Source organism: Kitasatospora sp. NPDC059747, from assembly GCF_042732955.1.
GTDB lineage: Bacteria > Actinomycetota > Actinomycetes > Streptomycetales > Streptomycetaceae > Kitasatospora.
On sequence record NZ_JBHWGV010000148.1, the window covers coordinates 1 to 3,336 of the forward strand.

Below are 3,336 nucleotides of genomic sequence, written 5' to 3' on the forward strand. Positions count from 1 at the left end.
GCGTCCGCCACCACGTACCGGGGGTCCCCGCCCGCCCCCGCGGCGCGCCTCGGGGGTGGGCGGGGCGGGCCCCGCTCCCCGGGGCCCGGCCCCTGCTGCCGTTCCTGCGGGGGCTGTTCCTCAGCGACGGCCCCGACATGGAACGACGGCTGCGCGCGGCGACCCGGGCCATGTGAGCGGTCCGCTCCGGCTCGAACGGCGGCGGTACGGCGAGGGATTCCGCCGACCGGTGGGACCCCTGCGCGTGGGTGGTCAGCCCGCCGCCCCCGCCGTCGGCCGGACAGCGACCGCGTCGATCTCGAAGAGCATCCCCGGCCGGGCGAGCGAGGCGACCCCGCTGAGCGTCTGCGCGGGCAGCCGGTCGCCCCAGGCCCCGGCCAGGGCCTTGCCGAGGACGGCCAGCTTCTCCGGGTCGTGGTCGACGATGTACGAGCCGAGCCGGACCACGTGCTCGAAGCCGAGGCCGACCCCGGCGAGCGCGGTGCGCAGGTTGGCGAGGGCGAGCTCCGCCTGGGCGGCGAAGTCGCCGGGCACGACCCGACCGCCGGCGTCGGAGGCGTACTGGCCGGCGATGAACACCGGTTCGCCGGGCGCGGAGGCGGCGTGGCTGTAGCCGAACGGCGTCGGGTCGTGCAGGCCGGGCGGGTTAGTGATGGTGCGGGTGTCGGTCACGGGTTTCCTCCCCAGGTGTCGGGCCGGGCTCGGTGCCGGGCGGTCTACGGCTCGGACCGGGCAGCTTCCTCCCGGGCGTCGCGCCAACTCGGCGACTCCAGGAAGTGGTTGTCGAAGAGGTCCTGCTTGGCGAGCAGTTCCTCGACCGTCGCCTCGCCCGCGCGGATCCGCTCCAGCAGGCGGAAGTAGTCGAAGCGCTCCACCCCGGGGGTGATCACGATCAGCAGGTCCGCCCCGGAGTCCGGCGCCGCCGCGAAGGCATGCGGCAGATGGGGCGGCACCACCACGAGGTCGCCGCTCCGGGCGGTGACCACCTCGTTCCCGACCAGCACCTGGGCCGAGCCGTCGACGACGAAGAACAGCTCCGAGGAGCCCCCGTGGTAGTGCGGAGTGGCGCCGTCCCTGCCGCGCCCCAGCGTGACGCGCAGGGTGCTCAGGGCGCCGCCGGTGGCGCTGGAGTCCGCCAGCAACAGCCCCTTGCCGCCGAGCATTCCGACGGTCTCGGCTTCGTCGCCCCGTACCACCACGGCTTCCGGTCCGATCAACGTCATTGGCCTCTCCCCACAGTGAGCGCTCAGATAGTTCCATCGCTGATAGTACTACGTCTAACTATCTCCCATCGAATAACATGCCCCCATGGATCACGTGGACGTCATGCTCGACCAGTGGAGCCGGGAGCGCCCGGACCTCGACCTGGCGGCGGTCGGCACCGTCGGCCGCCTCGGCCGCCTCGCGCTGCTCGCGGGCCGGGTCGTCGAAGAGGTGTTCAAGCAACACGGCCTCCAGCGCGGCGAGTTCGACGTTCTCGCCACCCTGCGCCGCTCCGGCGCACCGTACGAACTGATGCCCTCCGAACTCGCCGCGCTGCTGCTGATGTCGCGGGCCGGCATGACCAGCCGGATCGACCGGCTGGAGTCGGCGGGCCTGGTGGAACGCCACACCGACCCGGCGGACCGGCGCAGCGTCCGCATCGCCCTCACCGCGGCCGGACGCGCCCTCGTGGACGCCGCCTTCACCGACCACGCGGCCAACGAGACCGCGCTGCTCTCCGCCCTCTCGGGCGAGGAACGGGCCACCCTGGACGGGCTCCTGCGCAAACTGCTCGCCGACGTCGAGGGCGCGCAGAGCCCGGCGCCCTGACGGCCCGCCCGACGCCGACACCCCCGAGGTCCAGCCACCCGCGACCGCTCCGGAACGCCGTCGGCTGCCGTACGCGGGGAACGTCACCTCGGCGATCCTCGCCACGCTCATGAGCCTCATCACCCGTTCCCAGCCCGGGCAACACCGCAGCCGGCGGTGGCAGAGGAAGTGGACACGGCCGCAGGACAACACTGGTGAACACCTCGGTGGGACAACCGCGAAACCCGCCGGCCAGCTCGACGTCTCCCACCTGCCCGGCCCGGACACCGGCATCGGGCACGAGGAGCCGGGCGGCCGGAAGTCCGCAGCCGTGAACTCCAGCACCAACTCGCTCACCACTCGCAGTGCAGGGCGTCATGGCGACCGGCCCTCGGACTCACCCGGACGGACCCGCCCGGACCGCAGCCGGCGCCGCGCGGCACGAGGATGAGCGGGGTACAGCGGGGCACCATCCGAGAGGGAGCGCGCGATCATGGCGATGGATCCGAGTATCCGGGCCCTCCTCCAGAAGTTCGGCCTCGACGGCCCGCCGCCGACCGCCGCGCCCACCGTGGAGCAGATGCGGGCCGGGAACCGGCAGCTGTCGCTCGCCGTGGCCCCCAGCCCGCCCCTGGCCGTCGGGTCGGTCGCCGAGGACACCCTCGCCGGCGTGCCCGTCCGGGTCTACCGCCCGGACACCGCCGGCCCGACGCCGACCGTCCTCTTCATCCACGGCGGCGGCTGGATCCTCGGCGACCTGGACACGCACGACGGCGTCTGCCGCCGGCTCTGCCGCGATCTCGACGCGGTGGTCGTCAGCGTCGACTACCGCCTCGCGCCGGAGCACCCGTTCCCGGCCGCGTACGACGACTGCGTGGGCGTGGCCCGCGAGGTCGCCGCGGGCATCGACCGGTTCGGCGGGGGCGTGCTCGCGCTGGCCGGGGACAGCGCCGGCGCCAACCTGGCCGCCGCGGTGGCGTTGGCGCTGCGTGACGACGGCACACCGGTCGCGGCCCAGTTGCTGGCCTACCCGGCGACGGATCTCAGCGGCCGGACCGATTTCCCCTCGATGACCGAGAACGCCACCGGCTATCTCCTGACGGCCGACGAGTGCCGGCACGACATCCAGCTCTACACCGGCGGCGACCCCTCCACCACGGCCGATCCCCGGGTGTCGCCCCTCCTCGCCGCCGATCCCCGGGGCCTCGCGCCGGCGGTCATCGGCGTCGGCGAGCACGACCCGCTGCGCGATCACGCACTGGCCTACGCGGACGCCCTGGCCGCCGCCGGGGTCCCGGTGCGCCGGCATGTCTACCCGGGGCTCATCCACGGCTTCCTCAACTACGACAGCGTCTCGCCCGCCGTGGACACCGCCGTCACCCAGTTGTACGCCGAGTTCGGGGACTTCGTCCGCTCCGCACGACCGGCCTGACGGACGCCCGCACCGGCCGGACACGCACTCCCGGAACGACGAAGGGGCCCCGGCCGCCCCCTTCGCGGGTAGGGCCCCCCACAAACCCCCGCAATCCCCGCCCGCAGTAAAAA

4 protein-coding genes are annotated in these 3,336 nt (G+C 73.9%); 2 read left to right on the plus strand and 2 right to left on the minus strand.

Annotation, left to right across the window (positions count from 1 at the left end):
* Positions 1-252: 252 nt before the first annotated feature.
* Both ACFV4G_RS38365 and ACFV4G_RS38370 read right to left on the minus strand, forming a co-directional pair.
* Positions 253-672: a RidA family protein gene (locus ACFV4G_RS38365; protein ID WP_380447324.1), complete on the minus strand. Its 420-nt coding sequence runs from the start codon at positions 670-672 to the stop codon at positions 253-255.
* Positions 673-716: 44 nt separating this feature from the next.
* Positions 717-1,223, minus strand: a complete 507-nt coding sequence (locus tag ACFV4G_RS38370; protein ID WP_380447326.1) for a cupin domain-containing protein — start codon at positions 1,221-1,223, stop codon at positions 717-719.
* 85 nt (positions 1,224-1,308) lie between these two features.
* Between ACFV4G_RS38370 and ACFV4G_RS38375 the strand changes: the two genes are divergently transcribed.
* Both ACFV4G_RS38375 and ACFV4G_RS38380 read left to right on the plus strand, forming a co-directional pair.
* Complete coding sequence (locus tag ACFV4G_RS38375) at positions 1,309-1,812, plus strand: MarR family winged helix-turn-helix transcriptional regulator (RefSeq protein ID WP_380447328.1); 504 nt, start codon at positions 1,309-1,311, stop codon at positions 1,810-1,812.
* 472 nt (positions 1,813-2,284) lie between these two features.
* Positions 2,285-3,223, plus strand: coding sequence for an alpha/beta hydrolase (locus ACFV4G_RS38380; protein ID WP_380447330.1), 939 nt, complete (start codon positions 2,285-2,287; stop codon positions 3,221-3,223).
* Positions 3,224-3,336 lie beyond the last annotated feature (113 nt).

Excerpts from the sequence above, each read along its gene's own strand:
- ACFV4G_RS38370 (WP_380447326.1), bottom strand. The coding sequence starts at position 1,223 with ATGACGTTGATCGGACCGGAAGCCGTGGTGGTACGGGGCGACGAAGCC.
- ACFV4G_RS38380 (WP_380447330.1), top strand. The coding sequence starts at position 2,285 with ATGGCGATGGATCCGAGTATCCGGGCCCTCCTCCAGAAGTTCGGCCTC.
- ACFV4G_RS38375 (WP_380447328.1), top strand. The coding sequence starts at position 1,309 with ATGGATCACGTGGACGTCATGCTCGACCAGTGGAGCCGGGAGCGCCCG.